The sequence below is a fragment of the Cedecea davisae DSM 4568 genome (assembly GCF_000412335.2).
GTDB classification, from domain to species: domain Bacteria; phylum Pseudomonadota; class Gammaproteobacteria; order Enterobacterales; family Enterobacteriaceae; genus Cedecea; species Cedecea davisae.
The window spans coordinates 1,562,551-1,586,057 of the sequence record NZ_KE161030.1; the positions used below are offsets into that span (position 1 = coordinate 1,562,551).

Below are 23,507 nucleotides of genomic sequence, written 5' to 3' on the forward strand. Positions count from 1 at the left end.
GTTGCAGGTGCGTGGCTGCACCGATAGCCCTGGCAACAGTGAGCCAGGCTCCAGGGGGCTCCTGGTCTTGCCGTCTACCTGCAACCCGAATTATTCAGAGCAAATATGCAACTGCAACAAGACGGATTTCATGTATCAACCTGTCGCGTTATTTATAGGCCTGCGCTACATGCGTGGGCGAGCAGCCGACCGCTTCGGCCGCTTTGTCTCCTGGCTGTCGACCATTGGCATCACCCTCGGGGTTATGGCGCTGGTCACGGTGCTTTCGGTGATGAATGGTTTTGAGCGCGAGCTGCAAAACAACATCCTCGGGCTGATGCCGCAGGCGATGGTCACTTCATCCACCGGTTCGATTAATCCTCAACAACTCCCGGCTGACTCCCTCAAGCTACAGGGCGTGACGCGTATTGCGCCGCTGACTACCGGCGACGTGGTGCTGCAAAGCGCGCGCAGCGTGGCGGTGGGCGTGATGCTTGGCGTGCAGCCGGACGAAAAAGACCCGCTGTCGCCTTATCTGGTGAACGTTAAGCAGACTGGCCTGGTGGCCGGGCAGTACAACGTCATTCTTGGCGAGCAATTGGCCGTTTCGCTTGGCGTAAAACGCGGGGAAAGCATCCGTATTATGGTGCCTTCTGCAAGCCAGTTCACGCCGATGGGCCGCGTGCCGAGCCAGCGTTTGTTCACGGTTATTGGCACTTTCGCTGCGAGCAGTGAAGTAGACGGCTACCAGATGCTGGTTAACCAGCAGGACGCCTCACGCCTGATGCGCTACCCGGCGGGCAACATCACCGGCTGGCGTCTGTGGCTGGCCGAACCGCTGAAAGTTGACGTGCTTAGCCAGCAAACTCTGCCGCAGGGGACTGAATGGAAAGACTGGCGCGAGCGCAAAGGCGAGCTGTTCCAGGCCGTGCGCATGGAAAAGAACATGATGGGCCTGCTGCTGAGCCTGATTGTTGCGGTCGCCGCGTTTAATATTATTACCTCGCTGGGCCTGCTGGTGATGGAGAAGCAGGGCGAAGTCGCCATTCTGCAAACCCAGGGCCTGACCCGCCGCCAGATTATGGCGGTGTTTATGGTGCAGGGCGCAGGGGCGGGCGTGATTGGCGCGCTGCTGGGTGCGCTGCTCGGCGCGCTGCTCGCCAGCCAGCTGAATAATTTAATGCCGGTTATCGGCATCCTGCTGGATGGTGCGGCGCTGCCGGTTGCCATTGAGCCGTTACAGGTGGTCGTTATTGCCCTGGTGGCGATGCTGATTGCCCTGCTGTCCACGCTTTACCCTTCCTGGCGCGCCGCCGCTACCCAACCCGCTGAGGCTTTACGTTATGAGTAATTCTGTCCTGTTGCAGTGTGACAAGCTGTGCAAACGCTATCAGGAAGGCAAAGTGCAAACGGATGTGCTGCACGATGTCAGCTTCAGCATGAACCCGGGCGAGCTAATGGCGATTGTCGGCACTTCCGGCTCGGGCAAAAGTACCCTGCTGCACCTGCTGGGCGGCCTGGATACGCCAACCTCCGGCGACGTGGTGTTTAACGGCCAGGCGATGAGCAAGCTTTCGTCTGCGGCCAAAGCCGAACTGCGTAACCGCGAGCTGGGCTTTATCTACCAATTCCACCACCTGCTGCCGGACTTTACGGCGCTGGAAAACGTCGCTATGCCGCTGCTTATCGGCAAGAAGAAGCCGGAAGAAGTGCAGAAACGCGCGCTGGAGATGCTGGCCGCCGTTGGGCTGGATCACCGCAGTAATCACCGCCCGTCGGAGCTGTCCGGCGGCGAGCGTCAGCGCGTGGCGATTGCCCGTGCGCTGGTGAACAACCCGCGCCTGGTGCTGGCGGACGAGCCGACCGGTAACCTGGATGCGCGCAATGCCGACAGCATCTTTGAACTGCTGGGCGAGCTCAACGTGCGCCAGGGCACCGCTTTCTTAGTCGTCACCCATGACTTGCAGCTGGCAAAACGCATGTCACGCCAGCTGGAAATGCGCGATGGCCGCCTGACAAGCGAGCTGACCTTGATGGGAGCGCAGTAATGGCTTCACCCCTTTCTTTATTGATAGGCCTGCGGTTCAGCCGCGGGCGTCGCCGCAGCGGCATGGTGTCGCTGATTTCGGTTATCTCCACCCTGGGCATTGCTCTGGGCGTGGCGGTGCTGATAGTCGGCCTGAGCGCGATGAACGGCTTCGAGCGCGAGCTGAAAAACCGCGTGCTGGCCGTGGTTCCGCACGGCGACATCAAGCCGGTGAACCAGCCGTTTACCAACTGGCAGGACGTCTTGCCGAAGATTGAAAAGGTCAAAGGTATTATTGCCGCCGCGCCTTACATCAGCTTTACCGGGCTGGTGGAGAGCGGGGCGAACCTGCGGGCGATAGAAGTGAAAGGCGTTGATCCGGCGCAGGAAGAGCGTTTGAGCGCTTTGCCACAATATGTGCAGAACCATGCCTGGGCGAATTTTAAGGCCGGGCAGCAGCAGATAATCATGGGCAAAGGCGTGGCGGATGCGCTGAAAGTGAAGCAGGGCGACTGGGTTTCAATCATGATCCCCAACAACGACGGCGGCACTAAGCTGATGCAGCCCAAGCGAGTCAGGCTCCAGGTCGCCGGTATCCTGGCCTTAAGCGGTCAGCTCGATCACAGCCTGGCGATGGTCCCGATGCAGGATGCTCAGGGCTATCTGGATATGGGCAACAGCGTGACCGGCATCTCCATCAAAGTGGACGACGTATTTAATGCCGTTAAGCTGGTGCACGACGCCGGAATGGCAACCAATTCCTACGTCTACATTTCCAGCTGGATAGGCACCTACGGCTACATGTACCGCGACATCCAGATGATCCGCGCCATTATGTACCTGGCAATGGTGCTGGTTATTGGCGTGGCCTGTTTCAACATCGTCTCTACGCTGGTGATGGCGGTTAAAGACAAGAGCGGCGACATCGCCGTGCTGCGTACGCTCGGGGCGAAAGACGGGCTTATCCGCGCGATCTTCGTCTGGTACGGGCTGCTGGCCGGGCTGCTGGGCAGCGTGAGCGGCGTAATTGTTGGCGTGCTCGCTTCGTGGCAACTGACCAACATTATTAACTTTATTGAAAAACTGATCGGGCACAATTTCCTGTCCGGTGACATTTATTTCATTGATTTCTTACCTTCAGAATTGCACTGGCTGGACGTGGTTTACGTCCTGGTGACGGCGCTCCTGCTCAGCCTTCTGGCTAGCTGGTACCCGGCACGGCGCGCAAGCAATATCGATCCGGCAAGGGTGCTAAGCGGACAATAAAATTTACCTTACTTTTGGGGAGCAGCGATGTATTACGGATTCGATATCGGCGGCACTAAAATTGCACTTGGCGTTTACGACCAGCAGCGGCGTTTACTTTGGGAAGCCAGGGTTGCTACTCCCCATGACAGTTATGAAAATTTCCTCGAGGCAGTCGCCGGGCTTGTTGCTCAGGCAGACGAGCGCTTTGACTGCCGTGGCTCCGTGGGCATAGGTATTCCCGGCATGCCGGAAACCGACGACGGCACGCTCTACGCCGCCAACGTGCCTGCCGCCAGCGGCAAGCCTCTGCGCGCCGACCTGAGCGCCATGCTTGAGCGCGACGTGCGCATCGACAACGACGCCAACTGCTTTACCCTCTCCGAAGCGTGGGACGACGAGTTCCTCAATTATCCTGTGGTGATGGGCCTTATCCTCGGTACCGGCGTTGGCGGCGGGATCATCGTTAACGGCAAATCCGTTACCGGGCGCAGCTACATTACCGGCGAATTTGGCCATACGCGCCTGCCGGTCGATGCCCTGGAAATCCTCGGGCGCGATATTCCGTTCACCCGCTGCGGCTGCGGCAAAAACGGCTGCATCGAAAACTACCTCTCTGGCCGCGGTTTTGCCTGGCTGTGGCAGCACTTCTACCACGAACCGCTGGATGCAAAAGAGATAATCTCCCGCTACCGCCAGGGCGACGAGCAGGCCATCGAACACGTTGACCGCTTCCTCGAGCTGCTGGCCGCCTGCCTCGGCAATTTATTGACCTCAATCGACCCACATTTGGTGGTGATTGGCGGAGGATTGTCTAACTTTAGCGATATCTACGCGCAACTGCCGGAGCGCCTGCCGAAGTATTTGCTGCCGGTGGCGGCGGTTCCGCGCATTGAACAGGCACGGCACGGCGACGCAGGCGGCATGCGCGGCGCTGCATTCCTCCACTACTCGGAGTAACTATGCTTTCTCGTCGTCAACACCGGCTTAGCCGGTTTCGGAAGAACAAACGTCTGCTGCGTCAACGGTTGCGTCAGCGTATTTTTTTCAGAGACAGAATGGTGCCGGAACTGATGGATAGACCAAGAGTGGTGGTGCTGACCGGGGCGGGGATCTCCGCCGAGTCAGGTATTCGTACTTTCAGAGCGGCGGACGGGCTGTGGGAAGAGCATCGCGTTGAGGATGTGGCGACCCCGGAAGGCTTTGCCCGTGATCCGCAGCTGGTGCAGAGCTTCTACAATGAACGCCGCCGCCAGCTCCAGCAGCCGGAGATCCAGCCTAATGCCGCACACCTTGCGCTGGCGAAGCTGGAAGAGGCGCTGGGCGACCATTTTGTGCTGGTGACCCAGAATATCGACAACCTCCACGAACGCGCGGGCAGCAAGAACGTTATCCACATGCACGGCGAGCTGTTAAAAGTTCGCTGCGCCAGCAGCGGCCAGGTGCTGGACTGGAAGGACGATATTACGCCTGAAGACCGCTGCCACTGCTGCCAGATCTCTTCCGCGCTGCGCCCGCACATCGTCTGGTTTGGCGAAATGCCGCTGGGCATGGACGATATTTACCAGGCGATCGCCACCGCAGACTACTTTATTGCCATTGGCACTTCCGGACACGTTTACCCGGCGGCGGGCTTTGTGCATGAGGCTCGTTTACAGGGGGCGCACACCGTGGAGCTGAACCTGGAGCCAAGCCAGGTGGGCAGTGAATTCGAAGAGAAACACTACGGGCTTGCAAGCCAGGTGGTGCCTGAATTTGTGGATAAGCTTTTGAAGGGATTGTAGTTAGCGGTTGACCCTCACCCCGACCCTCTCCCTGAAAGGGAGAGGGGGAAAGCGAAGCTCCGGTTCCCTCGCCCCTTTGGGGAGAGGATTAGGGTGAGGGGTCAACACCCAGCTCGATCCGGTTCCCTCGCCCCTTTGGGGAGAGGGTTAGGGTGAGGGGCGAATTACCGCCCGGCTTTCAACCGCTGATAGTAAGACTCATACAAAGCACTCGCCTCGCCGACATCGTTCTGCCACTCACCGGCTTTAATCACTTCCGCATCCGGGTACAGCGACTTATCTTCCGCTACATTCTTCGGCAGCAGCTTGCGTGCCTCGAGGTTTGGCGTCGGGTAGCCGATGGTTTCCGCAACCTGCTTCGCCACTTCCGGGCGCAGCAGGAAGTTGATCAGCTTCAGCGCGCCCTCCACGTTTTTAGCGTTGGCCGGGATAGCCAGGTTATCCATCCAGAAAATCCCGCCTTCCTTCGGCCAGACGATGTCCAGCGGCGTACCGGCCTGGCGTGCGACATACGCGGAGCCGTTCCACACCATGCCCAGATTCACTTCGCCTTCCATATAAGGGTTAGCCGGGTTGTCTGAGTTGAACGCCGCGACGTTTGGCATCAGCTTTTGCAGCTCGTGGTACGCGGCTTCAATCTGTTTAGGATCGGTAGTGTTGCCGGAATAGCCGAGCTTGAGCAGCGCCATCTGGAACACTTCGCGGGCATCGTCGGTCAGCAGCAGGCTCTGCTTGTATTCCGGCTTCCACAGGTCGGCCCAGCTGGTGACGCTCTTCGGATCCATCGCTTCGCTGTTGACGCCAATTGCCGTTGCGCCCCAGATATACGGAATGGAGTAATCGTTATTCGGGTCGAACGGCTTGTTCAGCATCTCCGGGTCGAGATTCTTAAAGTTGCTGAGCTTGCTTTTGTCTATCTTCTGGATCATGCCTTCTTTGCGCATCTTCGCCACAAAGTAGGTGGACGGCACCACAAGGTCATAAACGCCGTCTTTATAGGTCTTGAGCTTGGCGTACATGGTTTCGTTCGACTCGTAGGTCGAATAAATCACCTTGATGCCGGTCTCTTTGGTGAACTGCTCCAGCAGGCCCGGCGGCACGTATTCCGTCCAGTTGTAGAAATAGAGCGTCTTGCTGTCGTCGGCATGAGCGGCGCTAACGCCGAGCGCCAGAGCGCCCGCAGCAAGCAGGTGGCGTGACCATTTTATGAAAGGCAACTTTTTCATTTTAACGTCCCCTGAGGTTTAGTTTTATCGCGCAGGATAAGCTGGCTGGCAATCACCATAACCAGCGAGAGTAAAAGCAAAATAGTGGCCAGGGCGTTCACTTCCGGCGAGACGCCAACTTTGACCATGGAATAAATTTTTAGCGGCAGGATCTCGTAGCTCGGCCCGGTAACAAACGAGGAAACCACCACATCGTCCATCGAGAGGGTAAAGCTCAGCAGCCAGCCTGCGGCAACCGCGGGCATCGCCAGCGGGGCAATAATTTTGCGCAGGATGGTCAGCTCGCTGGCACCCAGATCCCTCGCCGCTTCCAGCATCTTGACGTCAAAACCCTTGAGGCGGGAATAAACGGTGACCACCACAAACGGCAGACAGAACGTGATGTGGGAAAACAGCAGCGACCAGAAGCCAAGCGAAACGCCCAGCAGCATAAACAGCACCAGCAGCGAGATGGCCATAACGATGTCCGGCGACATCATCACCACAAACAACATACCGCTGACGAACGGCTTGCCCCGGAAGCGGTAGCGGTAAAGCGCCACGGCGGTAAGCGAGCCGATAAGCGTGGCGGCACTCGCGGAAACAATCGCCATGGTTAATGAATGCTGAGCCGCCTGAAGCAGGCTGTCGTTATTCATCAGCAGGCTGTACCAGTTGGTGGTAAACCCCTGCCAGTTAATGCCGAAGCGCGAGCTGTTAAACGAATTCACGATCAGAATAATGATCGGAATATACAAAAAGGCATAAATCGCGGACATAAAGCCGCCGCGGAGCAGGCGTCCTGTCATTCGAGTTCCACCTTCTTGTTCAGCAGGCGCGCGGCGCGCCAGTAAACCAGCAGCATCAGGCCCATCACCAGCGTAAGGGTGATGCTGGTTGCCGCCCCGAACGGCCAGTCGCGGATGTTCAGGAACTGGCTCTTGATCACGTTGCCAATAAGCAGGTTCTTCGCGCCGCCCATCAGATCCGAGACGTAGAACAGGCCCATTGCCGGGAGCATCACCAGCAGGCAGCCGGCAATAATGCCCGGCATGGTCAGGGGAATAATGATGCGGATAAAGGTTTGCAGCTTGCTGGCCCCTAGATCGCGCGCGGCTTCAAGCAGCGGCTTATCCAGCTTTTCAATGCTGGAATAGAGCGGCATCACCATAAACGGCAGCAGGATATAGACCAGGCCGATTATCACCGCGCTCGGGGTAAACATAATGCGAATGGGCGTGTCGATAACCCCCAGCCAGAGCAGGAACTCGTTGAGATAGCCCTTGGTGCTGAGGAAGATCTTCAGCCCGTAAATGCGGATCAGCGAGTTGGTCCAGAACGGCACAATCAGCAGAAACAGCAGCAGGGGGCGCACGCGCTCCGGCAGCCGGGCGAGGAACCAGGCAAAAGGATACCCGAGCGCCAGACAGGCGAGGGTGGCTATCACCGCCATATTCAGCGAGTGCAGCAGCACCTGGGCGTACAGCGGGTCCGCCAGCCGGGTGTAGTTATCCAGCGTAAAGACCATGCTCACGAAGTTATCGTTATCGCGGGTCAGGAAGCTGGTGACAATAATCATCAGGTTGGGCAGGAAGACAAACAGCAGCAGCCAGCCCACCACCGTGGCAATTACCACATTCTGGAATTTACGCGAGCTCTTCATCGGCCAGTACAACCTCCCAGCTTTCAACCCAGGTCACCGCCATTTTTTGATCCAGCGAATGGTCGAAGTCCGGGTCGTCTTCGTTAAAGAACTCGCTCACCATCACCATTTTGCCGTTTTCCAGCTCCACAGTGGACTCAAGCGTCATACCTTTATAGTTACGTTCGCGCACGTAGCCTATCAGCCCGTCGGCCTCGGTTGTGCCGTTAATCTCCTCAACGCGCAAATCTTCCGGGCGCAGCAGCACCTTGAGGTTTTGCCCCGGCGTAACCGGCTTGCTGACGAAGATATGGCACTCGCGGCCTTCAACGTTGGCGAGCACGCGCTGGTCATCCGTGCGCTCCACCACCGTGGCGTCGAAAATATTGATCTCGCCAATAAAACTGGCAACGAACAGGTTCTTCGGCTCCTCGTAAATCTCTCTTGGCGTACCGTCCTGCTCAATTTTGCCGTCGCGCATTACCACGATGCGGTCCGACATGGTCAGGGCTTCTTCCTGATCGTGCGTGACAAACACAAAGGTAATGCCAAGCTTACGCTGGAGGGCTTTCAGCTCGTTCTGCATTTGCTTGCGCAGCTTGTAGTCCAGCGCCGAGAGCGATTCGTCGAGCAATAGCAGGCGAGGTTTATTCACCACCGCGCGGGCAATGGCAACGCGCTGCTGCTGGCCGCCGGAAAGCTGGTTCGGTTTGCGCCGGGCAAACTCTTCGAGCTGAACCATTTTCAGGGCATCGGTCACGCGGGGCGTGATTTCCGCCGTGGGCGTTTTTTGCATCCTCAGGCCGAAGGCGACGTTTTCAAACACCGTCATATGCGGGAACAGAGCATAGCTCTGGAACACGGTATTAACGTGGCGATGCTCGGCAGGAACGTGGGTGATGTCTTGATTGTCGAGCGTTATCTGGCCGGAGTCGGTGCTTTCCAGCCCCGCTATAAGGCGCAATACGGTGGTTTTGCCGCAGCCTGAAGGGCCGAGCAGCGTCAGGAATTCACCATGATTGATGGTGAGAGAGAAGTCAGAAATTACAGATTTACCATCAAAGCTCTTAGCGACCCCGGCCAGGTTGACCAGCGTCGAGCGCGAACGTTGCTGTTTATTCAATTTTTTACGCTGTCCCATAAATAACGTATCCGAAAGCGGGGATACGGGGTTTGTGATTAACCACCTTGGGTTTTGGCACGTTGAGTGAGGGCAAGGATTCTACGGCAAAGAGGAGGTAATCGCCAATCCCGCGATGGAGAAAGCAGGCCCGAAATCGGCGGTTATTTTCTCTTGTTAAGGGTAGGTTGATAACACGGCATTGTTACAAACGCGATAAACTATTTTTCCCGTAACCCATTAAAAGTGACCTGACGCAATATCTGCCCGTTGCGGCTTATTGATAATTGGTGTCACAAAAAACGAGGGTGGCTAAATGGATAAATTACTTGAGCGCTTTTTGCAGTATGTCTCTCTGGATACACAATCCAAACCCGGCGTTAAGCAGGTGCCGAGCACGGAAGGGCAATGGAGGCTTCTGCGTCTGTTAAAGGAACAGCTGGAGCAGATGGGGCTGGTGGACGTCACGCTCAGCGACCACGGCACGGTGATGGGCACGCTGCCTGCGAATATTACGCACCGCGTTCCGGCGATTGGTTTTATCTCCCACGTTGATACTGCTCCGGACTTTACCGGGAAAAACGTTAACCCGCAGATAGTCGAAAACTACCGAGGGGGCGATATTGCCCTGGGCATTGGGGACGAAATTCTTTCCCCGGTGATGTTCCCGGTGCTCCACCAGTTGATGGGGCAAACGCTCATCACCACGGACGGCAAAACCCTGTTGGGCGCGGACGACAAAGCAGGCGTGGCCGAAATCATGACCGCCCTGGCGGTGCTTAAAGAGAAGAACATTCCGCACGGCGATATTCGCGTAGCGTTCACGCCGGATGAAGAAGTCGGCAAAGGCGCGCATTTCTTCGACGTGGAAGCCTTTAACGCCGAATGGGCGTACACCGTGGACGGCGGCGGAGTAGGCGAGCTGGAGTCGGAGAACTTTAATGCCGCTTCGGTCACTATCAAAATCGTCGGGAATAACGTCCACCCCGGCACGGCAAAAGGCGTGATGGTTAACGCCCTGTCGCTGGCGGCGCGTATTCATGCCGAAGTCCCGGCGGACGAAAGCCCGGAATGCACCGAAGGCTATGAAGGTTTCTACCACCTGAACACCATGAAAGGCTCGGTTGACCGCGCCGAGATGCATTACATCATCCGTGACTTCGACCGCGAGCAGTTCGAAGCCCGCAAACGCAAAATGATGGAAATAGCCAAAAAGGTCGGCAAAGGCCTGCACCCGGACTGTTATATAGAGCTGGTAATAGAAGACAGCTATTACAACATGCGCGAGAAAGTGGCCGAGCACCCTTATATTGTTGAAGTCGCCCAGCAGGCAATGCGCGACTGCAATATAGAGCCGATTATGAAGCCCATCCGCGGCGGCACGGACGGCGCACAGCTCTCCTTTAAAGGCCTGCCGTGCCCTAACCTGTTCACCGGCGGCTATAACTACCACGGCAAACACGAGTTCGTGACCCTGGAAGGAATGGAGAAGGCAGTGGCGGTTATTGTCCGTATTGCTGAATTGACGGCTAAGAAAGACTAAATCGGCTGAGAACTACTAATTATGGGAGGGGCTTTTGGCCCCTTTTTTTATTATTGTTGGTTGTGGCTTTGAGCTGTTCTCCATTATTTTATTCAGAACGCTGTTTGCAATGTCTGTAGCTTGCTCATAGCGTATTTCCGGGTCGGTTAGCTTGTCTGCTTTGTGCCAGAAGCGGGCCTTGCTGAAGGAAACAGATAATAATAAATGGGTTGAGCTGGTTACCCTGACTACAGTTTTGCAATTATGATAAAGTGTTGGCCAACGCGTAATAGTAATTCAAATAGGGATTGGCAGTGAGGGACGATTTCTCAAACAAAATTAAACAGAGGTTGGCCGAACGCGTAGCATGGCTTTGCTCCAATCCCGATTGCAGAGTTGTGACTGTTGGGCCCCATACAGATCCTACAAAGCGAGTTAATGTTGGACAGGCATGCCATATTGAAGCCGCATCTGAAGGTGGCCCCCGCTACAACAAGGAAATGCAAAAAGATCAAAGATGCTCTTTTGACAACGGTATTTGGCTTTGCTCTATCCATGCAAAAGAAATTGATGTAGATCCAGACCGCTTCTCTGTAGAGCTTCTTCGTAAATGGAAGCTTACAGCTGAACAGTATGCGCTGAGTAAAGTAGGCAAAGCGAGATATGATGTATCTCAGGATGTCTTTACGGAAAATGTAAATCGCCATCGTGAACTTTTTTCAGGTATTCGTGATATTGAATATTTCAGTTTATATAGGGACTCAAATGATAAATGCTTCACTTTGCGCGGTGTTGGGCCTTTAAATATAATCGTAAAAGATCGTAGAATAGATATCTTTTTTAAAGATTTATTCAATCCCATCAAATATAGAAATGATTCTTACATAGGATTAATATGCTTGCCAGTAAAGGAATTAATTGATTATGTAGTATTATCTCACGAGTTTGATGAAACAATTGAGTCCTTTAATATGACATTTAACTTTAGTCCAAACTCGTTGAATGAAATGTATTTTTCGATCCACACGGACACGGTTAACGTTAATCCACACATGGATGGTATTAGTTATTATGGCGATTACACAGTAGAGAAGGATGAATTAATAGATGATTTAAGTAGAGCTATACCTCCTTATCGGCAGGACATTTACCTTAAGATTATTGTAGCAATGTACAACATTTACCGACGAATTGTAACATTCAAAACAGAAGGATTTACTTAATTTTTTGTGAACTGTAAGCCACGCGAAGCATTTAATCAAAGTTAAATATTTTATAATTTACTTTTGTCTTCAAAAAAATAGATTGAGCCGTGAACTAATACTTTGCAGATCTTATATACTATATTATATACCGCAATGGTATATATCTTATCTATGAAAGTGCAACGGATGGCCAGATCCTCGCCGATCTTAGCATGGTAGTATTTACTAATACATCAAGAAGCGAACTTCCGCTTCTTGCTCACAGCGGACCTTCACCCCAGTAAACTCGTCCGCTCAGTGCCAGGAGCGGACGAAGCCCAGAGAGTGGTGATGGTACGGCGGTATTGTAGGCGTTTTACCGAACGGAGGGTAAGGACGTAAAAAAACCGCCTGGCGGGGGTCAATGCGATAAATTTCCCATCAACTATTAATTATTAGTCATAAATAATTAAATCTAATATCTTCCAAGAAATAGTCCAATTTTTTTTCGTCACAAGCATCTTTATTAGTTATACGAAAAATTTTAATACCTGCATTCTCTAATGCCTTGTTTTTGAACTCATCCTTTCTTGCGGAATATGATTTTTTGTGTTCTTCCCCATCCACTTCGATTACACAGAGAGGATATCCAGTTTTATTTGAAATAACGAAATCAACACTAAGTAAGTTTATTAAATTGAAAATGGCATACTTTTCTTCCTCGCCTTGAAAGAACGTAGGGAAATCTATTTTAAACTGAGGAATTTTAGAGCTATCAATATCTACCAACCGGATAAGCTGAACCTGGCTAAATATAAGATAGTTAGGGAGTTTCTTAATGGCCGCATCGAGAAAATCACGCTCTATTTTAGACAAAAAAATCGTTCTCTTTGTCGGTAATGTTTCAACCAGTTTTGTCGGCAAGTCACTATACAAATTTTCGTATTCTTCCCACTCAGCCTCTGAAGATGGTGTCAATGATATAGCAATACTTTTTCCATTAATTTTGGGATTGAAAGCCATTATGCTTGCCTCTGATTTTATTGTTAATAGTCTAACTTATATATATAATAAATATTGGCGTTTTACCGAACGGGGGCGTACTGGTAAACATCAGAGTACGGAAATTAGCTCAAACTCCTCAGCAGGCCATTTTTCGCGGTGGGACTCAGTATCACCATGAAGAATGACATGTACTATTTGAGCTATATACTTATCACCACCGATCTCTGCTGGGAAAAGTGGCTTAAGACAATCTGGTTTCTGACAATGACCTACCGATGCCGAAATCAACCGCAATTTGGTTTCGTTTGGAATACTTTTCCGAATAGCCATAATTGATTCCAAGGGCTTGGTTGAAAGAATGTAAATATACTGTACTACAGCTGAAATTGCATACAATTGACACGCCTCATATTGCACTGAGATTTTAATCAAGTTTTATTCCATGTTGATAACAATTTCGAACTTCCGCACCTCGCTCACAGCGGACCTTCAGTTCTGTTATACCATCGGCTGGTTGCTCAAAGTACATCTCGATCCCCACTCTAAATAATCAAAACAAACAATATCAATAACAAATAACCCCATCTACCAATTCTGGTAGCCAAGATCTCTGTAAAGCCCGGTGCCCAAGAGGGAGGTACAAGCCGGAATCATAGCAAACCCAGCAAGAATATATCCGTCACTAAAATATCGCTAAAGAGACTAGGGTCCTTTTTCAGAAGTAGAAATCACGCCAGAAATATAAGCAGCAAGAATTTGGAATCAATCTCGCAATTATCAAATAAACCGAAAAAGGAATAAGGAAATGTAACGAGGTTTCCAGTTATCACGTTTTCGGGATCTCCCTCGAATTTTCAAGGTTTCCAATAATTTAGCAATCCCATACTGTTGACTTATCCAGTGATAAGTAAGAGGGTGATAGGGCAATTTAAGGTAGTGAATATAGAGTCGCCCCCGAATGGTGCAGCAACACCAAACGAGGGCTAACCACAACGTAACTAAACAGGAGTCACGCTATGGCTGGTGCCGATAGTAACACATTTATCCACCCGGAAATCAAAGATGATCAAAAGCTTATGGCCGGAGATATTACAGCTTTATTAAAAACGCCGCTGGGCGCAACGGACGATTTATTTCATGTGCTGAATGTTTGCCGCTGCTGGGCCGGTGAATTAATCGAAACAGATAACCACGTTGAATATATCGCCCTGTGTGGGCGTCTGCTGGCGGGGTTTAATGTGCTGAGGGCAGTGTTAGATAACCCGCTGCCGCAATACCTTATTGAGCAGCTAACGGTAGAAGAAGGGCAGCTAGATAAGCTCCGCACCCCGCTGGAAACAGAGTCAGAAACCCTCTGCGATTATTGTTCCGCCTTAACCATGGTGCTGCTGAACCAGGAGCTTTCAGCGGAGCAGCAGGTGCAAATAACGGACCTGTTATATGAAGTGTTCGGCATGCTGGAAGAAGATTTAAAAGCGCCGCGGTTCGTGCGCACGAAGAAAGGGCTGGCAATGATAGACGGTGGCGTGTTGCCGGGTCTTCATTAAGCAGAAGCGTCCCGCCTTCTCAGCCGGCAAGCGGCGTTGGTGAGAAGGCGGGAGAGCAGGGCGTTAGTCTTCGAAGAACCAGTAGCCGCTGTTCACCAGAGCGGCCAGCGTCGCCAGGAAGGAAGGATCTTCCAGCGCGTCGCCAAATTTCTCCGCATCCAGCTTAATGTGGCTTGCCAGGGCTTCTACCGCCGGGCGGTGCGGGCTGTCCAGCTTCTCGCCGTTAACGTAAACCTCACCGGCAATGCGCAGCACGCGCAGGCCGCCAAGGCGAACCAGGGAATCACCCTGCTGGAGTGCGTCGTAAATCTCATCCGGCTGGTAAGGCGGCTCCGGCGGGGCCACATCCAGCTCGTGGCGGGACTGGGTAATAAACTCCCCGAACCAGCTGTTGAAGGTTTCCGGCTGGTTAACCATGTCCAGCATCATGCCACGCAGCTTATCCAGCTCCTGAGGCAGAACATCCGCCGGGTGCTGGCGCTCAGGAACATCCGGGTCGGTATAGCGCAGGCTGCCCAGCTCACGCTGCAACACGTAGTCGGCAAAACCGCTGATAAGCTCTCTGCCGCTGGGGGCACGGAAGCCAACCGAATAGTTCAGGGCATTCTCCAGGGAGTACCCCTCGTGCGGGAAACCCGGTGGAATATACAGAATGTCGCCAGGCTCCATCTCTTCGTCGATGATGGCGTCAAACGGCTCAACCTGGAGCAGGTCCGGGTGCGGGCAGTGCTGCTTCATGGCGACTTTTTCGCCCACGCGCCAGCGGCGGCGGCCTGTTCCCTGAATGATAAACACGTCGTACTGATCCAGGTGCGGGCCAACGCCGCCGCCGGGAACAGAGAAAGAGATCATCAGGTCGTCAATGCGCCAGTCGGGCAGGGCGCGGAAGGGGCGCATCAGGGCGCTGGAAGGTTCGTGCCAGTTGTTCACCGCCTGCACCAGCAGCGACCAGTTGTTCTCGCCCAGGTGATCGTAGCTCTGGAACGGCCCGTGGCTGACCTGCCATTTCCCGCCCTGGTGGCTCACAAGGCGGCTGTCCACCTCGTTTTCCATGGCCAGGCCCGCCAGTTCGTCCGGTGAGATAGGGTCGATGAAGTTTTTAAAGCCACGTTTCAACACCACCGGGCGTTTTTGCCAGTAGCGTTGGATAAAGTCGGGCCAGTTTAAATCCAGTTGGTAATCCATATTGTTGTCTTCCTGCAGGTGGAGGAGCCTGACACGGATTATAACGGATGGCGGCCCGGCTTACGGGACTATTTCAATCCTCATCCTGTTCAGGCTGCTGGCGGGCGAAAATAACTTCCATTCTTGCGCCGCCGAGCGGGCTGGAGCTGGTCTGGATCTCGCCGCTGTACTGCTCCACGATTTCTCTGGCGACAGAAAGCCCCACGCCCTGGCCGGGGCGCAGCGTGTCGGCCCGCTGGCCGCGGTCAAAGACCATGGCTCGCTTGCTCTCCGGGATGCCGGGGCCGTCGTCTTCCACTATCAGGTGCAGCGAATCTTCGGTCTGGCGGGCGGTGATTTCAACAAACTCAAGGCAGTATTTACAGGCGTTATCCAGCACGTTGCCCATGACTTCCATAAAGTCATTTTTCTCGCCGACGAAGGTAATTTCCGGCGACACGTCCAGGGTGATGTTTACCCCTTTGCGCTGGTAAACCTTGTTCAGCGCCGAGCAGAGTTTGTCCAGCAGGGGGGCAACCGAATGCAGTTCGCGGCTCAGCAATGTGCTGTTGCCGCGCATGCTGGCGCGGTGCAGGTAATAGCCGATTTGCTGAGAAATACGGCTGATCTGCTCCAGCATCACCGGTTCGGCTTCCTCAACGTCCATCTTGTCGGTGCGCAGCGAACGCAGGGTGGACTGCAACACCGCCAGCGGCGTTTTCAGGCTGTGGGTTAAATCCGTCAGCGTGGTGCGGTATTTATCGTGCCTGTCACGCTCGGTGCGCAGCAGCTGGTTAAGGTTACGCACCAGGCTCGTCAGCTCGCGGGTGGTTTCCGGGTTCAGGCTGTCGCGGTCGTGTTTTTCCAGCTCGCGCACTTCCTGGGCCAGCTCCTGAATAGGGCGCAGGCTCCACCAGGCTGCAAGCCACAGCAGAGGCACCACCAGTAACAGGTTGGCAAGCAGGACGTAAATAAACCAGCTCCAGACCATATAGGAGCGTTTAAGCTCGATAGGAATGGTATCCACAACCACCACGGTCAGGGCAGGCATGTGCGCGGTGGCCGGGTAGAGGTTAACCGCCACCGAGTGGGTCATTTCGTAGCCGTCGTCGCTTTCGTCGTCGTGCATGTCTTTTAGCTGGGCGAGGCGGTCTTTGTCGTTATCCAGCAGGGCGCTACTGGTGGCGAAGTCCGCTTCCAGTTCGTGGAAGCCGTTCCCGCTCAGCCACTCTTTCTGGATCTGCTGTACTACGTCCGGCACGTTGCGCTGCATCCACAGCAGCTTGCCGTGCTCGTCGTAAATCAGCGCCATGGTCGGGCTTTGCACGCTTACGTTCTCGGGCAGGTCAACCTGTAGTTTGCCGTCCTTCCAGCTGGCGAGGGTGTAGAACAGGTTGCTTTCGCCGCGCAGCAGCCTGAAGGTGGTTTTATCGAAGCTGACGCTGTAGCCCACCAGCGCAACCACGCCGTAGGCAAGAGACAGCACCATCACGACTGCTGCGGTAGCCAGCAAGAAGCGAACCCGCAGCGAGAGCGGCAGAATATGGCGAAAAATATTTGGCATTTAGTGTAAGTCGAACCGGTAGCCCTGGCCGCGCACGGTGGTAATCACCTCTTGCGGATACTCTGCCTGAATTTTTTTACGCAGGCGGCCCATCAGTACGTCAATGGTGTGGCTCTCGCGCAGTTCAGCGTCCGGGTACAGTTGCAGCATCAGCGAATCCTTGCTTACCACTTTTCCGGCGTTGCGGATAATGGTTTCCATAATGGTGTATTCAAATGCCGTCAGCTTGATCAGGTTGTCATTAATCGACAGCTCACGGCGGGACAGGTCAACCTGGAACGGCGGCAGGGAAATAACCTGCGAGGCCAGGCCGCTGTTACGGCGCATTAAAGCCTGCATGCGGGCCACCACTTCTTCCAGGTGGAACGGTTTGGTCACGTAGTCGTCGGCACCCGCGCCGAGGACTTCTACTTTGTCCTGCCAGCCTTCGCGGGCGGTCAGCACCAGAATCGGAATGGTGACATCGTGGCTGCGCCAGCGGCGGATCAGGCTCATGCCGTCTTCGTCCGGCAGGCCTAAGTCAACAATCGCAATATCCGGCGTGTGTTCATTAAGGAAATAGTCGGCCTCTTTGGCATCTTCCGCAGCATCAACCTGGTGGCCAGCTTCACGTAGCTGCACCTTAAGGTGGTGACGCAACAGGGCATTATCTTCCACAACCAGAACGCGCATCGCTTTTCCCTCAATCCGTTAATTTGCCATGTTAGTTTAACGCGAATTATCAAAGAGGAGGAGTAAACGACGGATAAACAGCAGGAAATAGACGCCGCCGGGCGACGGCGTCATGGGGATTACTTCAGTTCGTCAACCATAGTGGTTGCGCGGCCAATGTAATTTGCCGGGGTCATCGCCTTCAGGCGAGTTTTTTCTTCTTCTGGCAGCTCAAGGCCGTCGATGAACTGCTTCATGCCTTCGGCGTCAACGCGCTTGCCGCGGGTCAGCTCTTTCAGCTTCTCGTACGGTTTTTCAATGCCGTAGCGGCGCATCACGGTCTGGATTGGCTCAGCCAGCACTTCCCAGTTGTGATCCAGCTCGTCCAGCAGGCGGTCGCGGTTCACTTCCAGCTTGCTCACGCCCTTCAGGGTGGACTGGTAAGCGATCAGCGCATAGCCGATGCCGACGCCGAGGTTACGCAGCACGGTGGAGTCGGTCAGGTCGCGCTGCCAGCGGGAAACCGGCAGTTTGCTTGCCAGGTGTTGCAGCAGGGCGTTAGACAGGCCGAGATTGCCTTCGGAGTTTTCGAAGTCAATCGGGTTCACTTTGTGCGGCATAGTGGACGAGCCGATTTCACCCGCAATGGTCTTCTGCTTGAAGTGGTTCAGGGCGATGTAGCCCCACACGTCGCGGTCAAAGTCCAGCAGGATGGTGTTGAACCGGGCGATGCAGTCGAACAGCTCGGCGATGTAGTCGTGCGGCTCGATCTGGGTGGTGTACGGGTTCCACTGAATGCCCAGAGAAGTCACGAACTCTTCGCTGAACTGGTGCCAGTCCACTTCCGGGTAAGCGGCGATGTGGGCGTTATAGTTCCCGACCGCGCCGTTGATTTTGCCGAGGATCTCGACGTTTTCCAACTGGCGGAACTGGCGATCCATACGGTAAGCGACGTTAGCCATCTCTTTCCCGAGGGTGGACGGAGTAGCAGGCTGGCCGTGAGTACGGGACAGCAGCGGGATGTCGCGGTACTGCACCGCCAGGTCTTTCACCGCATCAATAATTTTGCGCCAGTACGGCAGCACCACTTCTTTGCGAGCCGTCTCCAGCATCAGGGCGTGAGACAGGTTGTTAATGTCTTCGGACGTACAGGCGAAGTGAATAAATTCGGACACCGCGTGCAGGGCAGGGATCGCTTCCACTTTCTCTTTGAGGAAGTATTCAACCGCTTTTACGTCGTGGTTGGTGGTGCGCTCGATGGTTTTAATACGTGCCGCATCGACTTCGCTGAACTCAGCGACGATTTTATCAAGGTAACCGTTTGCGTCCGCATCAAAAGCAGGAACTTCCTTGATCGCTGCGTGCGCGGCCAGCTTTTGCAGCCAACGTACTTCGACCTGTACGCGGAATTTCAGCAGACCAAATTCGCTGAAAATAGCGCGCAGAGCGCTGACTTTGTCGCCGTAGCGCCCGTCAACGGGGGAAACGGCGGTCAGTGAGGATAATTCCATAACAACTCCTGAGAGGTTAACAATGAGCAAGAATTTGTTTGGCCTGAGTGGTCAGGCGACTACGGGAAAACATTAATTGCAGGCGGCCACCGCCAACCTGGTGCCACAGCACGGCGGCACGAATACCGGCCAGTAGCGTGGCGCGTACTTTGCTTTGCACCTGCGGGCTTTGCAGCACGGCAGGGGAGCCGGTGACCTGAATACGCGGGCCAAGCGGGCTAATGACATCAACATAAATCCCGGCCATGGCGCTCAGCAGCGTGTCTGACTCAAGATCAAAATGTTCAAGCTGGCGTTGCAGGCCGTTAATTTTGCTACCCAGCGTGTCCATCGCGCCTTTGCTGGCGTGGAGTTTACGCTCCAGCACCATCAGGCTGAGAGTATAGCGGGTCAGCTCGGCGTTCAGCCCCTGGCGGCTACTGGCGTTCAGCACGCCGAGCAGCGTTTCCAGGCCCGGCTTGAGGTTAGCTTCACTCCCGCCAAAAACCGCTAAAGTCGAGCCCGGGTTCAGGTCAATCACGCTGTTGAGCGAGACGCGCAGCGCGTCGCTGTCGCAATGGCCCTGATGCGCTAACTCCTGCACCAGACGAGCCGACTGGCAAATGCCCGCCAGCGCGAGGGTAATGTCGTAGTAGTTTTTAGCCACCGGGCTGCGTCCTTGTGTGTAATTAATTAACGAGCGGCAGGCGCTGCTCAATAATGCCGCCGCCGAGGCACACTTCGCCGAGGTAGAACACCGCGGACTGGCCTGGGGTAACGGCTGCAACCGGCTCTTCAAAACGCACTTCAATACGTTCAGCGTCCAGCGGCGTAATGGTGCAGGGAATATCTGCCTGGCGGTAGCGCGTTTTCACCGTGCAGCTCAGCGGCGCGGTCAGCGGCTCTCTGTCTACCCAATGCAGCTGCTGGGCAATCAGCCCAACCGACATCAGGCGAGGGTGCTCGCCACCCTGGGCAACCACCAGGATATTTTTTTCGACGTCTTTATCGACCACGTACCACGGATCTTCAGACCCTTCTTTGGTTCCGCCGATGCCGAGGCCTTTACGCTGGCCGAGCGTGTGGTACATCAGCCCCTGGTGCTGGCCTACTTCATCCCCGTCAACGGTGATGATTTTGCCCGGCTGGGCTGGCAGGTAGCGGCCAAGGAAGTCGCGGAATTTGCGCTCGCCGATAAAACAAATACCGGTGGAGTCTTTTTTCTTCGCGGTTATAAGATCAAGCTCTTCGGCGATGCGGCGCACTTCCGGTTTTTCCAGCTCGCCAACCGGGAACAGGCTTTGGGCAATCTGTTCGTGGCTCAGGGTATACAGGAAGTAGCTCTGGTCTTTGTTGCCGTCCAGGCCGCGCAGCAGCTGGCTTTTACCGTTCACGTCAGCGCGGCGCACATAGTGGCCGGTGGCGATGTAGTCGGCACCTAAATCTTCTGCGGCGAACTCAAGGAAGGCTTTAAATTTGATTTCTTTGTTGCACAGAATATCCGGGTTTGGCGTGCGCCCGGCTTTGTACTCTTCCAGGAACAATTCGAACACGTTGTCCCAGTATTCTGCGGCAAAGTTAACGGTGTGCAGTTCAATGCCGAGCTTGTCGCAGACCGCCTGGGCGTCAGCTAAATCTTCCGCCGCGGTGCAGTATTCCTCGCCATCGTCTTCTTCCCAGTTCTTCATGAACAGGCCTTCCACCTTATAACCTTGCTGTTGCAGCAACCAGGCGGAAACGGAGGAGTCGACACCGCCGGACATCCCGACGATTACTTTTTTCTGGCTGTTATCAGACATGGAGATACTCACGACATTGAACTTCAAAGCGGCGTATTCTATCACGCAGCCTTTTACTTGGCACCCCCGGAAAACGGCCAGTTAAAAGCGCCTAACATCGAGAGGGGGTAACGCTCCTTCTGCTGGTAACAGCGGATGCTTTCTGCCACCAGCGGCGAGCGAAGGTTAGCGGCGGTAAGAATTTGCTCCGCGTCCAGCCAGTGGCAGCAATCAATGTCGCTGTCATGCGGCGTGGTCGGCAGCTGTTTTTCGAGATCGATCGCGAACAGAAAACGCAAAAACGGCGTCTGGTCCGGGGCTATCCACTGGTGCATACGGATAAAGCTTTGCGGTTCGGCGGTAATGCCGGTTTCTTCCCACAGCTCGCGTTTAGCGGCCTGGAGCAGCGTTTCATCCGCTTCCAGGTGCCCGGCAGGCTGGTTCCACAGCGCCTTGCCGTTAATTGTCTCCTCAACAACCAAAAACTTACCTTCGGCCTGGACTACGCAGGCAACGGTGACGTGCGGTTTAAACATGGGCTTTCCTTATGCAGAGGTGAGTGGGAGTTCGCGCCAGCTGCCCGGCTCGAGGCCGTCGAGGGTTAAATCTCCCATCGCATAGCGGATCAGGCGCAAAGTAGGGTAGCCAACGTGCGCCGTCATGCGGCGAACCTGGCGGTTACGGCCTTCATAAAGCGTGATTTTCAGCCAACTGGTGGGGATTGATTTACGCTCGCGGATTGGTGGGTTGCGCGGCCAGAGCCATTCCGGCTCGTCCACCCGCTCTGCACCTGCGGGCAGGGTGGGGCCATCGTTCAGCTCAACGCCGTTACGCAGCGCGGCAAGGGCTTCTTGCGTCGGCTCGCCTTCAACCTGCACATAGTAAATTTTGCCGGTCTTTTTGCCCGGTTGGGTCAGCCTGGCCTGTAGCGCGCCGTCGTTGGTCAGCACCAGCAGCCCTTCGCTGTCGCGGTCCAGGCGGCCTGCGGCGTAAATCCCCGGCAGCGGGATGTAATCCTTCAGCGTACTGCGTCCCGCTTCGTCGGTGAACTGCGGCAGCACATCGTAAGGTTTATTAAAGATAACCAGCTTCTTTGGCCCGTCGGGCTGCTTGCGCTTCGCGGTCTGCTGGTTGCTGAATCGTTTAACTTGGTGATTCTTAAAAGAAGTTTTGTTCATAGTATTTTCAGGGCGGGTGGATTAACGCATTATAACGGAAATCATGAGTGATTGGCGCGAGCCTGATATTGCAGTAGTATGAGCCCGCAAATTACAAATCATTAACAAAAACCAGAAGCGCTCGAAGGAGAGGTGAATGGAAAGCAAAGTAGTCGTTCCGGCGGAAGGTAAAAAGATCACCCTGCAAAATGGCAAACTCAACGTTCCTCATAACCCGGTTATTCCTTTCATTGAAGGGGACGGGATTGGTGTGGACGTTACGCCAGCCATGATTAAAGTGGTGGATGCCGCCGTGGAGAAAGCCTATAAGGGCGAGCGGAAAATTTCCTGGATGGAAATCTACACCGGTGAAAAATCTACCCAGGTTTATGGCCAGGACGTCTGGCTGCCAGAAGAAACTCTTGACCTGATTCGTGACTACCGCGTTGCTATCAAAGGCCCACTGACCACCCCGGTCGGCGGCGGTATTCGTTCCCTGAACGTTGCGCTGCGTCAGCAGCTTGACCTGTACGTGTGTCTGCGCCCGGTGCGTTACTACGCGGGCACCCCAAGCCCGGTTAAACAGCCAGAGCTGACCGACATGGTTATCTTCCGTGAGAACTCCGAAGATATCTATGCGGGTATCGAGTGGAAAGCAGACAGCGCCGAAGCGGATAAAGTTATCAAGTTCCTGCGTGACGAAATGGGCGTAACGAAAATTCGTTTCCCTGAGCACTGCGGTATCGGCATCAAGCCTTGCTCCGAAGAAGGCACCAAACGCCTGGTGCGTGCGGCCATCGAATACGCAATCACCAACGACCGTGATTCCGTGACCCTGGTGCACAAAGGCAACATCATGAAGTTCACCGAAGGCGCGTTCAAAGACTGGGGCTACCAGCTGGCTCGCGAAGAGTTCGGCGGCGAGCTTATCGACGGCGGCCCTTGGGTGAAAATCAAGAACCCGAAAACCGGCAAAGAGATCGTGGTTAAAGACGTGATCGCCGATGCGTTCCTGCAGCAGATCCTGCTGCGTCCTGCTGAATACGACGTTATCGCCTGTATGAACCTGAACGGGGACTACATCTCTGACGCCCTGGCGGCGCAGGTTGGCGGCATCGGTATCGCACCGGGCGCAAACATCGGTGACGAATGCGCGCTGTTCGAAGCGACCCACGGCACCGCGCCTAAGTACGCAGGCCAGGACAAAGTAAACCCAGGCTCCATCATCCTGTCCGCAGAAATGATGCTGCGTCATATGGAATGGTTCGAAGCCGCAGACCTGATTGTTAAAGGTATGGAAGGCGCAATCGACGCGAAGACCGTAACTTATGACTTCGAGCGTCTGATGGATGGCGCTAAGCTGCTGAAATGTTCAGAGTTTGGCGACGCTATCATTAAACACATGTAATCAGCCTCGCTGGTGATGTGACAACGGGAACCTGAT

The 23,507-nt window shown here is 54.5% G+C and carries 22 protein-coding genes; 9 read left to right on the forward strand and 13 right to left on the reverse strand.

The genetic code is table 11. From position 1 onward, the window contains the following. Positions 1 to 130: 130 nt before the first annotated feature. The 5 genes from lolC to cobB are packed head-to-tail and all read left to right on the forward strand — an operon-like array spanning position 131 to position 5,034. The gene (gene lolC, locus HMPREF0201_RS07290; protein ID WP_016535896.1) at positions 131 to 1,330 is read left to right on the forward strand and encodes a lipoprotein-releasing ABC transporter permease subunit LolC; all 1,200 of its coding nucleotides are present in this window, start codon (positions 131 to 133) and stop codon (positions 1,328 to 1,330) included. After that, positions 1,323 to 2,027, forward strand: a complete 705-nt coding sequence (gene lolD, locus HMPREF0201_RS07295) for a lipoprotein-releasing ABC transporter ATP-binding protein LolD (RefSeq protein WP_016535897.1) — start codon at positions 1,323 to 1,325, stop codon at positions 2,025 to 2,027. Before lolC ends, lolD begins: the two co-directional genes overlap by 8 nt. Then, entirely contained in the window at positions 2,027 to 3,271 is a 1,245-nt protein-coding gene (gene lolE / locus HMPREF0201_RS07300) for a lipoprotein-releasing ABC transporter permease subunit LolE (RefSeq protein WP_039898091.1), read from the forward strand. The genes lolD and lolE overlap by 1 nt, the downstream gene beginning before the upstream one ends. A gap of 27 nt (positions 3,272 to 3,298) precedes the next feature. Further along, complete coding sequence (gene nagK / locus HMPREF0201_RS07305) at positions 3,299 to 4,210, forward strand: N-acetylglucosamine kinase (protein ID WP_016535899.1); 912 nt, start codon at positions 3,299 to 3,301, stop codon at positions 4,208 to 4,210. A 2-nt stretch (positions 4,211 to 4,212) separates the two neighbouring features. Next, complete coding sequence (gene cobB, locus HMPREF0201_RS07310) at positions 4,213 to 5,034, forward strand: Sir2 family NAD+-dependent deacetylase (protein ID WP_039898092.1); 822 nt, start codon at positions 4,213 to 4,215, stop codon at positions 5,032 to 5,034. 164 nt (positions 5,035 to 5,198) lie between these two features. On the opposite strand, the gene potD is transcribed toward cobB, so the two are convergent. From potD to potA, 4 genes are read right to left on the reverse strand one after another with little or no spacing between them, the layout of a single operon-like run. Continuing rightward, a complete protein-coding gene (potD, locus tag HMPREF0201_RS07315; protein ID WP_016535901.1) occupies positions 5,199 to 6,260 on the reverse strand; it encodes a spermidine/putrescine ABC transporter substrate-binding protein PotD in 1,062 nt (353 codons plus the stop codon). Beyond that, positions 6,257 to 7,048, reverse strand: coding sequence for a spermidine/putrescine ABC transporter permease PotC (gene potC, locus HMPREF0201_RS07320; RefSeq protein WP_016535902.1), 792 nt, complete (start codon positions 7,046 to 7,048; stop codon positions 6,257 to 6,259). Before potC ends, potD begins: the two co-directional genes overlap by 4 nt. Continuing rightward, positions 7,045 to 7,902: a spermidine/putrescine ABC transporter permease PotB gene (gene potB / locus HMPREF0201_RS07325; protein ID WP_016535903.1), complete on the reverse strand. Its 858-nt coding sequence runs from the start codon at positions 7,900 to 7,902 to the stop codon at positions 7,045 to 7,047. Before potB ends, potC begins: the two co-directional genes overlap by 4 nt. Next, on the reverse strand, positions 7,886 to 9,022 hold the full coding sequence (gene potA, locus HMPREF0201_RS07330; protein ID WP_016535904.1) for a spermidine/putrescine ABC transporter ATP-binding protein PotA: 1,137 nt from the start codon (positions 9,020 to 9,022) through the stop codon (positions 7,886 to 7,888). Before potA ends, potB begins: the two co-directional genes overlap by 17 nt. 295 nt (positions 9,023 to 9,317) lie before the next feature. Here potA and pepT point away from each other — a divergent pair, with 295 nt between their 5' ends. Together pepT and HMPREF0201_RS07340 are read left to right on the forward strand one after the other, a co-directional pair. Further along, positions 9,318 to 10,544 (forward strand): peptidase T, encoded by a 1,227-nt coding sequence (gene pepT, locus HMPREF0201_RS07335; RefSeq protein WP_016535905.1) that lies wholly within the window; start codon positions 9,318 to 9,320, stop codon positions 10,542 to 10,544. Between the two features lie 293 nt (positions 10,545 to 10,837). Then, positions 10,838 to 11,746 (forward strand): hypothetical protein, encoded by a 909-nt coding sequence (locus tag HMPREF0201_RS07340; RefSeq protein WP_147293934.1) that lies wholly within the window; start codon positions 10,838 to 10,840, stop codon positions 11,744 to 11,746. Positions 11,747 to 12,166: 420 nt separating this feature from the next. On the opposite strand, the gene HMPREF0201_RS07345 is transcribed toward HMPREF0201_RS07340, so the two are convergent. Then, positions 12,167 to 12,730: a DUF2726 domain-containing protein gene (locus tag HMPREF0201_RS07345; RefSeq protein ID WP_016535907.1), complete on the reverse strand. Its 564-nt coding sequence runs from the start codon at positions 12,728 to 12,730 to the stop codon at positions 12,167 to 12,169. A gap of 998 nt (positions 12,731 to 13,728) precedes the next feature. Between HMPREF0201_RS07345 and HMPREF0201_RS07355 the strand changes: the two genes are divergently transcribed. Further along, positions 13,729 to 14,259, forward strand: a complete 531-nt coding sequence (locus tag HMPREF0201_RS07355) for a hypothetical protein (protein WP_016535909.1) — start codon at positions 13,729 to 13,731, stop codon at positions 14,257 to 14,259. 63 nt (positions 14,260 to 14,322) lie between these two features. On the opposite strand, the gene HMPREF0201_RS07360 is transcribed toward HMPREF0201_RS07355, so the two are convergent. The 8 genes from HMPREF0201_RS07360 to rluE form a co-directional block, all read right to left on the reverse strand. Next, positions 14,323 to 15,444 carry a ribosomal protein uL16 3-hydroxylase gene (locus HMPREF0201_RS07360; protein ID WP_016535910.1) on the reverse strand — a complete coding sequence of 374 codons (1,122 nt, stop codon included), beginning with the start codon at positions 15,442 to 15,444 and terminating at the stop codon, positions 14,323 to 14,325. A 73-nt stretch (positions 15,445 to 15,517) separates the two neighbouring features. After that, positions 15,518 to 16,987, reverse strand: a complete 1,470-nt coding sequence (gene phoQ, locus HMPREF0201_RS07365) for a two-component system sensor histidine kinase PhoQ (protein ID WP_016535911.1) — start codon at positions 16,985 to 16,987, stop codon at positions 15,518 to 15,520. Beyond that, the gene (gene phoP / locus HMPREF0201_RS07370) at positions 16,988 to 17,659 is read right to left on the reverse strand and encodes a two-component system response regulator PhoP (RefSeq protein WP_016535912.1); all 672 of its coding nucleotides are present in this window, start codon (positions 17,657 to 17,659) and stop codon (positions 16,988 to 16,990) included. Between the two features lie 119 nt (positions 17,660 to 17,778). Continuing rightward, positions 17,779 to 19,149 (reverse strand): adenylosuccinate lyase, encoded by a 1,371-nt coding sequence (gene purB / locus HMPREF0201_RS07375; RefSeq protein ID WP_016535913.1) that lies wholly within the window; start codon positions 19,147 to 19,149, stop codon positions 17,779 to 17,781. Positions 19,150 to 19,165: 16 nt separating this feature from the next. Further along, on the reverse strand, positions 19,166 to 19,795 hold the full coding sequence (gene hflD, locus HMPREF0201_RS07380; RefSeq protein WP_016535914.1) for a high frequency lysogenization protein HflD: 630 nt from the start codon (positions 19,793 to 19,795) through the stop codon (positions 19,166 to 19,168). 22 nt (positions 19,796 to 19,817) lie between these two features. Then, entirely contained in the window at positions 19,818 to 20,927 is a 1,110-nt protein-coding gene (mnmA, locus tag HMPREF0201_RS07385; protein ID WP_039898094.1) for a tRNA 2-thiouridine(34) synthase MnmA, read from the reverse strand. A gap of 53 nt (positions 20,928 to 20,980) precedes the next feature. Beyond that, the gene (locus HMPREF0201_RS07390; RefSeq protein ID WP_016535916.1) at positions 20,981 to 21,442 is read right to left on the reverse strand and encodes an NUDIX hydrolase; all 462 of its coding nucleotides are present in this window, start codon (positions 21,440 to 21,442) and stop codon (positions 20,981 to 20,983) included. 9 nt (positions 21,443 to 21,451) lie between these two features. After that, a complete protein-coding gene (gene rluE, locus HMPREF0201_RS07395; protein WP_016535917.1) occupies positions 21,452 to 22,084 on the reverse strand; it encodes a 23S rRNA pseudouridine(2457) synthase RluE in 633 nt (210 codons plus the stop codon). 136 nt (positions 22,085 to 22,220) lie between these two features. Here rluE and icd point away from each other — a divergent pair, with 136 nt between their 5' ends. Beyond that, on the forward strand, positions 22,221 to 23,471 hold the full coding sequence (gene icd / locus HMPREF0201_RS07400; protein ID WP_016535918.1) for an NADP-dependent isocitrate dehydrogenase: 1,251 nt from the start codon (positions 22,221 to 22,223) through the stop codon (positions 23,469 to 23,471). Positions 23,472 to 23,507 lie beyond the last annotated feature (36 nt).

What these genes read in the sequence shown, in the direction of transcription:
- potD (WP_016535901.1), bottom strand. Translation starts at nt 6,260, where the DNA reads ATGAAAAAGTTGCCTTTCATAAAATGGTCACGCCACCTGCTTGCTGCG.
- lolE (WP_039898091.1), top strand. Translation starts at nt 2,027, where the DNA reads ATGGCTTCACCCCTTTCTTTATTGATAGGCCTGCGGTTCAGCCGCGGG.
- HMPREF0201_RS07390 (WP_016535916.1), bottom strand. Translation starts at nt 21,442, where the DNA reads ATGTTTAAACCGCACGTCACCGTTGCCTGCGTAGTCCAGGCCGAAGGT.
- pepT (WP_016535905.1), top strand. Translation starts at nt 9,318, where the DNA reads ATGGATAAATTACTTGAGCGCTTTTTGCAGTATGTCTCTCTGGATACA.
- rluE (WP_016535917.1), bottom strand. Translation starts at nt 22,084, where the DNA reads ATGAACAAAACTTCTTTTAAGAATCACCAAGTTAAACGATTCAGCAAC.
- HMPREF0201_RS07345 (WP_016535907.1), bottom strand. Translation starts at nt 12,730, where the DNA reads ATGGCTTTCAATCCCAAAATTAATGGAAAAAGTATTGCTATATCATTG.
- lolC (WP_016535896.1), top strand. Translation starts at nt 131, where the DNA reads ATGTATCAACCTGTCGCGTTATTTATAGGCCTGCGCTACATGCGTGGG.
- HMPREF0201_RS07360 (WP_016535910.1), bottom strand. Translation starts at nt 15,444, where the DNA reads ATGGATTACCAACTGGATTTAAACTGGCCCGACTTTATCCAACGCTAC.
- HMPREF0201_RS07355 (WP_016535909.1), top strand. Translation starts at nt 13,729, where the DNA reads ATGGCTGGTGCCGATAGTAACACATTTATCCACCCGGAAATCAAAGAT.
- potA (WP_016535904.1), bottom strand. Translation starts at nt 9,022, where the DNA reads ATGGGACAGCGTAAAAAATTGAATAAACAGCAACGTTCGCGCTCGACG.
- lolD (WP_016535897.1), top strand. Translation starts at nt 1,323, where the DNA reads ATGAGTAATTCTGTCCTGTTGCAGTGTGACAAGCTGTGCAAACGCTAT.
- potB (WP_016535903.1), bottom strand. Translation starts at nt 7,902, where the DNA reads ATGAAGAGCTCGCGTAAATTCCAGAATGTGGTAATTGCCACGGTGGTG.
- phoQ (WP_016535911.1), bottom strand. Translation starts at nt 16,987, where the DNA reads ATGCCAAATATTTTTCGCCATATTCTGCCGCTCTCGCTGCGGGTTCGC.
- icd (WP_016535918.1), top strand. Translation starts at nt 22,221, where the DNA reads ATGGAAAGCAAAGTAGTCGTTCCGGCGGAAGGTAAAAAGATCACCCTG.
- nagK (WP_016535899.1), top strand. Translation starts at nt 3,299, where the DNA reads ATGTATTACGGATTCGATATCGGCGGCACTAAAATTGCACTTGGCGTT.
- cobB (WP_039898092.1), top strand. Translation starts at nt 4,213, where the DNA reads ATGCTTTCTCGTCGTCAACACCGGCTTAGCCGGTTTCGGAAGAACAAA.
- mnmA (WP_039898094.1), bottom strand. Translation starts at nt 20,927, where the DNA reads ATGTCTGATAACAGCCAGAAAAAAGTAATCGTCGGGATGTCCGGCGGT.
- phoP (WP_016535912.1), bottom strand. Translation starts at nt 17,659, where the DNA reads ATGCGCGTTCTGGTTGTGGAAGATAATGCCCTGTTGCGTCACCACCTT.
- purB (WP_016535913.1), bottom strand. Translation starts at nt 19,149, where the DNA reads ATGGAATTATCCTCACTGACCGCCGTTTCCCCCGTTGACGGGCGCTAC.
- potC (WP_016535902.1), bottom strand. Translation starts at nt 7,048, where the DNA reads ATGACAGGACGCCTGCTCCGCGGCGGCTTTATGTCCGCGATTTATGCC.